We start from the raw sequence: 5,999 nt of genomic DNA, 5'->3' as shown, positions 1-5,999 counted from the left end.
CTGTGCCTCAACCGAAGCCGATTCATCTACACGACTAAAGTCGCGAGTGTTCTCGGCTAGTTAATAAAATTAAAACATCCACTTCTTTTTTTAAGTCGACGGCTAGCTGTGGTAAAATTTCTTGCCATGCGCGAATGTCCCAACCATTTGGCTGATAAGTTAAAGGGAAATAGGCCGTTAATGCAACAAATCCTATTTTCGTTCCTTGTTCAGTGACATGAATACCGTAAGGTTTGGCCCAATCGGGGTATTGTAACGTTTTTGCATCAAATAAATTCGCCAGTATGACTTCAAAATTTGCCCCATCATATAAATGATCGAGTTCTTCTTTACTATTGCCCGTACCTTCATTATTACCTATCGTTGCGTAATCGTAATTGACTTGATTCATTAACTGAACATTCCCTTGACCATTTGTACTTTCAGTTAACGGATGCCAACGATCCGAATAATCGCCCAAATCGACTGTTACGACTGAGTCTCCTATTTTTGTTTGTTGTCTTTCTTGAATAAATCGACGCATCTTCGGCCAATTTTCTAAATGTGAATGCAAATCATTCGTATGGATAATCCGAATCTGTTCCATAATCCCACCGGCCTTTCTTGTTATTATTATACCGATAATACCGGATAGTTAAAATAAAAAAACCTAAGAATATTCATCTTAGGTTGAAATGGTCTATTCATATAATCGAACACATGAGGAACATCGCTTAGGGCTGCTTCCTTCCAGATCTGACCCACTTCACAACGTCCTCATTGTCCTAGCCTTGCGGCAAAATATAGTATACCGCACTTTATCTGCTTTTTCTAGTCTTTTTCGTTATTTTCTTTGGCTTTTTGTTTTTCTTCTTTTTTACGTTGGCGGAGATTCCTAAAAAAAGTCTTTAATAAATCACTACATTCCTCTTCAAGGACACGCGATTCAAGATAACACCAATGATTAAATCGTTGATCTTCTAGTAAATTTAAGAGGCTACCCGCCGTACCTCCTTTAGGATCATACGCACCAAAATAAACCTCATCAATTCGGGACAATAAAATTGCCCCACTACACATCGGACATGGTTCTAATGTCACAAATAACTGAGCATCTTCTAATCGAAAATTATCGAGTTGATCACAGGCCATTTGAATTGCCGCCATTTCAGCATGGGCTGTGGCATTTTGTGTCGTTTCACGTAAGTTATGACCGCGACCGATAATTTTACCATCTAACACAACGACCGCGCCAATCGGTACTTCCGCCATCGCTTCGGCTTTTTTAGCTTCTTTGATTGCTTCTTTCATAAAAAATTCTTTTTCTTCGATTGTTAATGTACTGACTTTTTCCAAGAGACACCTCACTAATAATTGAGAAAAAGGTTTGAGGTCGTGACGACTTCAAACCTTTTAACGTAATATTTAATTAAAAAAGGGATTCAACAAAATTCGTTACTTTTTCTTTGGTGTCGTGTGTCGCATCTGCGACGGTTTCACCATAAGAACTTACACGTTCGAACCCTTGACTCATTTTTTTACCGGCACTGACCAGCGTTTCGATTTCTTTATCATCTAAATGATCAACAATATCGAGTAATTTTTCATTCCCTTTTAACTTTACCTTGATAAAGTTTTTGACTTTGCGACGATTTGAGATTTCAAGGGCTTTACGTATAACTTTTTCCGAAACAAGAACAGTTGTAGCGATTCCTGCAACGGCAGCAATACTTAATCCTACGGTAACTTTTGTTGATGATTTCATTTTAGCTCAGCTCCTCTTTTATTTTAAAGAAATTTTATTTCGTAATTCCTTTAACATAATAATCATAACATGATTCGCGTCAATACGAAAACAAAAGACTTCTACAATTAGCGACGATCATTACGATTCGCAAATAATAAGAAAAGTCGTAGTAATTGTAAGAAACTAGCGACAGCAGCAGCAACATAGGTTAATGCTGCGGCGAATAAAACTTTTCTAGCCATTGGCAATTCTTCTTGGGTTAATAACCCACCTTGACTCAATATTTTAAGTGCACGGCGTGAAGCATCAAACTCAACTGGTAAAGTTACTAATTGGAACAATAGCGCCATTGAAAAAGCCAATAATCCAATATTGATTAAAAGACTGCCGCTTTGGCCACTAATGAGTGCCCCGATTAAAATCAATGGGATCGACAAAGTTGAACCAATATTAGCGACTGGTACAATTGCTGCGCGAATTTTTAGCGGTGCATATCCAACGGCATCTTGAACTGCGTGACCACATTCATGAGCCGCCACACTAATTGCTGCCACGGACATAGATTGAGCGGTCGACTGCGATAAGCTTAACATTTTACGACCGGGATTGTAGTTATCTGTTAAATCTCCCGCAATTCCGACAACGCCAACATCGTTGATATTTTGACTTTTTAAAATATAGTTTGCGGCTTGTGTTCCTGTAACATTATTTTTACTACGGACCTGGTCAAATTTGTGAAACGTACTTTTAACATAGCCCGATGCTGCCATCGAGATGATTAAACCGATAATAACTAAAATATATGTTGGATCAAAGAACATTCCATAAGGCATCATAAAAAGCGCCCCTTTCTAAATACTTTTGCTCTATTATAACGCTGTTTTGTGAAAAAGAAATGACTTTTGTTTAAAGAAAATAGCGAAACCTTTTAGATTCCGCCAATTTTTTAAAATTATTTTAATTTCTTGAGCATTCTCTCGTTTTGTAATAACTGCTCAAAAGTTTGACGTTCTACAATCACCTCAGATTCGCCTTCGTTTACCATTACAACAGCTGGAATCAGTAACTTATTATAATTATTTGCCATCGAATAACCATAAGCACCTGTTGAGAAAGTCGCAAAAATATCTCCCGTTTCAATTTTGGGCAAATGAATATCTTTAATCAATATATCTGTACTCTCACAAGCTTTACCTGCAATGGTGACGACTTCAGTTGGTTTTTCTCCGGCTTTATTTGCAAGGATGCCATCATATTCCGCTTCATATAAGCCTGGTCGAATATTATCGGTCATGCCTCCGTCAATTGCCACATACTTTCTAACACCCGGCACTTCTTTAATACTACCAATTTGATGCAACGTAATTCCAGCTTCCGCTACGATACTACGACCCGGTTCAATCACAATTGCCGGACGGACTAAATCGTTCTCTAAACAAAATTGTTCCGTTAAAGCCATCAAAGGATCGAGGAAGTAAGCGTATGGTTTTCTTGCATCACTTTCTTTATAGCGTGCTCCAAACCCTCCTCCGTAATTCAATTCCCGAACCGTATAGGCAAAGCGCTCTTGAATTTTTTTGATCAAATCAAGCGCCACTTGTGCCGCTAATAAGTGCGTCTCATTGGTAAATAATTGACTGCCAATATGGAAATGCAAACCATAAAAATCAATTTCTGGCGTCTCTATAGCTTGTTTAATTAAAGCAAATAAAATACTTTCTTCTAAAGGAATCCCAAATTTGGAATCTTTTTGACCAGTAGAGATAAAGTCATGCGTCGCCACTTCGACTTCTGGCGTAATTCGAAAGAGAATTTTAGCCGTCACATTTTTCTCACGACAAATAGCTGCAATCCACTCTAATTCCTGAATACTATCGACAATAATCCGACCTACACCATACGTAATCGCCATTGTTATTTCTTCAATGGATTTATTGTTTCCGTTAAATTCAATTTTTTCTGCAGGATAGTTGGCTTTGATTGCCGTATACAATTCTCCACCACTGACTACATCTAAACACAAACCTTCTTTTTCAATCAATTGAATCATCGCCATTGTATTAAACGCTTTTGAGGCGTAAGCCACTCGTACATTATCATATTTTTTAATAAATGATTCTTGCAATTGACGGCATTCTTCAACAATCATATTTTGCGAAAAGACATATAATGGTGTTCCGTATGTTTCAGCGAGTTGAACCGTATCACACCCATCCCAAAATAAATGATTATTAGCAATTTTTTTGACCATTATTATTTCCCCCTTATAGTAACAGACTGCCTTAAATGGCATCGGATATTTTTCATTTAATAAATCTTAGTTATTTTACCACAGATTAGATACTTTCCCATCAAATTGTTAGAATTCTCTTGAATTTTTCTCATATTATCGTTATCATTTTAATAATCTTGACGTTTTCAAATAAGAAACGACCAAAGTTAGTCATCATAAATAAATTAGAAGTAACAGACACTTGAAAGGACGTGCACATTTTGACAATTTTTAAAGGATCTGGAGTCGCGATTATTACACCAATGAACGCAGATGGCTCTGTAAATTACCAAGAATTAAAAGCTTTAACCCAGTGGCATATCGATGAAGGAACAGATGCGATTATCGCTTGTGGTACGACTGGCGAAACGTCGACCTTAGTCGATGCCGAACATTTGAAAGTCATCGAAACTGTTGTTAAACAAGTCGATGGTCGAATTCCAGTCATCGCTGGAACCGGATCAAATGATACCCAACACGGGATTTATTTATCGGTTGAAGCCGAAAAATTAGGTGCCGACGCCCTATTGATTGTGACCCCTTACTACAATAAGGCTACAAAAACCAGCCTCGTAAAACATTATGAAGCAATTTGTTCAAAAGTCGATTTACCGGTTATTTTATACTCAGTTGCTTCACGGACTGGCTTGAACTTAACACCTGATTTGGTTAAAGAACTCATGAAAATACCAAATGTAAAAGGAATCAAAGAAGCAAGTGGTGACATTTCGCAAATCGTTGCGATTGCTTGCTTAGTCAATGATGACTTTGCTTTATATTCCGGTAATGATGACCAAGTTTTACCTCTACTATCAGTCGGTGGTAGCGGTGTAATTTCAACAATTGGTAATATTGCTCCAAAACAAACATCACAAATGGTTCATCACTATTTAAATGGTCAATTCGAAGAGGCTAAAAAAATCCAATTAGCGCAATACCCATTAATTGAAGCCATTTTTTCTGAAGTCAATCCTGTCCCTATCAAAAAAGCAGTTGGATTATTAAAAGGGATTGAAACACACTACCGCTTACCACTCGGTGAACCTGAAGAAAAAACGGTTGAGCTATTAAAAGAAACCATGACAAACTACGGTTTATTATAGGAGGTTACCAATGAAAAATGTACTATTAATCGGTTGCAACGGACAAATGGGAAAAGTCGTTCAAGAAGCAATCACTAACCATCCTAATGTTCAACTCGTCGCCGGCTTTGATCGCCTAGCAAAAAACGATAGTCCTTTTCCTATCTACCAAGATTTAGCTGCTATCAAAGAGTCTATCGATGTCGTAATTGATTTTTCTCATCACTCCATGACTAAAAATACACTAAGCTACTGCATCGAGCAAAAACTCCCAGTTGTCATTGCAACAACTGGTCTTTCTGATGAGATTTTACAATCAATTAAGGACGCCGCGAAAAAAATTCCTGTCTTCTATTCAGCTAATATGTCATTAGGTGTCAACGCGTTAATTCAAGCTTTACAAAAAATTGCACCTATTTTAGAAGAAGATTTCCAAATCGAAATTATTGAAAAACACCATCGTTTCAAAAAAGATGCGCCTAGCGGGACCGCTTTACTACTAGCTGACTCAATAAACGCTGTCTTAGATCAACCAAAAGAGTATATTTATGGACGAAGTGGCAACGAAAACGAAAATGCGATGAGCGAAATTGGCATCCATGCCGTACGTGGCGGTTCGATTCCTGGTGAGCATACCGTCTTATTTGCAGGAGAAGATGAAATTATCGAACTCAAACATACCGCTTTATCACGTGGCATCTTTGCAAATGGTGCTATCAAAGCCGCCCTTTTCATCGAAAAACAAAAGACTGGGTTTTTCAGTATGAATGAATTATTAAAAGGAAAATAAACACAAGTAGGAATTGCCTGTATCGCAATTCCTACTTGTGTTTATTTTTTAGGGATTTATCTCCAATCACTCAGAACAAAGCGCCCAAATTACCACCTTATTTTGACGGGGTAATTTCGGCTGTTCTTC

Annotated in this window: 6 protein-coding genes, 1 other RNA gene and 1 pseudogene; 2 read left to right on the top strand and 6 right to left on the bottom strand. The window is 37.6% G+C overall.

Going from position 1 to position 5,999, the window contains the following annotated elements; all coding sequences use genetic code 11:
• Positions 1-58 precede the first annotated feature (58 nt).
• The 6 genes and pseudogenes from ACFO3L_RS04270 to lysA all read right to left on the bottom strand — a co-directional run.
• A pseudogene (locus ACFO3L_RS04270) lies at positions 59-586 on the bottom strand (metallophosphoesterase); the annotation flags it as partial.
• 99 nt (positions 587-685) lie between these two features.
• Positions 686-770, bottom strand: an RNA gene (ffs, locus tag ACFO3L_RS04265) — signal recognition particle sRNA small type.
• A gap of 40 nt (positions 771-810) precedes the next feature.
• The gene (gene tadA / locus ACFO3L_RS04260) at positions 811-1,335 is read right to left on the bottom strand and encodes a tRNA adenosine(34) deaminase TadA (RefSeq protein WP_379964192.1); all 525 of its coding nucleotides are present in this window, start codon (positions 1,333-1,335) and stop codon (positions 811-813) included.
• A 73-nt stretch (positions 1,336-1,408) separates the two neighbouring features.
• On the bottom strand, positions 1,409-1,744 hold the full coding sequence (locus tag ACFO3L_RS04255) for a hypothetical protein (RefSeq protein ID WP_379964190.1): 336 nt from the start codon (positions 1,742-1,744) through the stop codon (positions 1,409-1,411).
• 107 nt (positions 1,745-1,851) lie between these two features.
• Positions 1,852-2,562 carry a zinc metallopeptidase gene (locus ACFO3L_RS04250; protein ID WP_379964188.1) on the bottom strand — a complete coding sequence of 237 codons (711 nt, stop codon included), beginning with the start codon at positions 2,560-2,562 and terminating at the stop codon, positions 1,852-1,854.
• A 116-nt stretch (positions 2,563-2,678) separates the two neighbouring features.
• Positions 2,679-3,977 (bottom strand): diaminopimelate decarboxylase, encoded by a 1,299-nt coding sequence (gene lysA, locus ACFO3L_RS04245; protein WP_379964186.1) that lies wholly within the window; start codon positions 3,975-3,977, stop codon positions 2,679-2,681.
• A gap of 242 nt (positions 3,978-4,219) precedes the next feature.
• On the opposite strand from lysA, the gene dapA reads away from it, so the two are divergent.
• Together dapA and dapB are read left to right on the top strand one after the other, a co-directional pair.
• A complete protein-coding gene (gene dapA, locus ACFO3L_RS04240) occupies positions 4,220-5,101 on the top strand; it encodes a 4-hydroxy-tetrahydrodipicolinate synthase (protein ID WP_379964184.1) in 882 nt (293 codons plus the stop codon).
• Between the two features lie 10 nt (positions 5,102-5,111).
• On the top strand, positions 5,112-5,870 hold the full coding sequence (dapB, locus tag ACFO3L_RS04235; RefSeq protein WP_379964182.1) for a 4-hydroxy-tetrahydrodipicolinate reductase: 759 nt from the start codon (positions 5,112-5,114) through the stop codon (positions 5,868-5,870).
• The last annotated feature ends 129 nt before the right edge of the window (positions 5,871-5,999 follow it).

Source organism: Enterococcus eurekensis, assembly GCF_042654605.1.
GTDB classification, from domain to species: Bacteria; Bacillota; Bacilli; order Lactobacillales; family Enterococcaceae; genus Enterococcus_I; species Enterococcus_I eurekensis.
The sequence above is the reverse complement of the archived record's forward strand: the minus strand, read 5'-3'. Positions and strand labels throughout refer to the sequence as shown.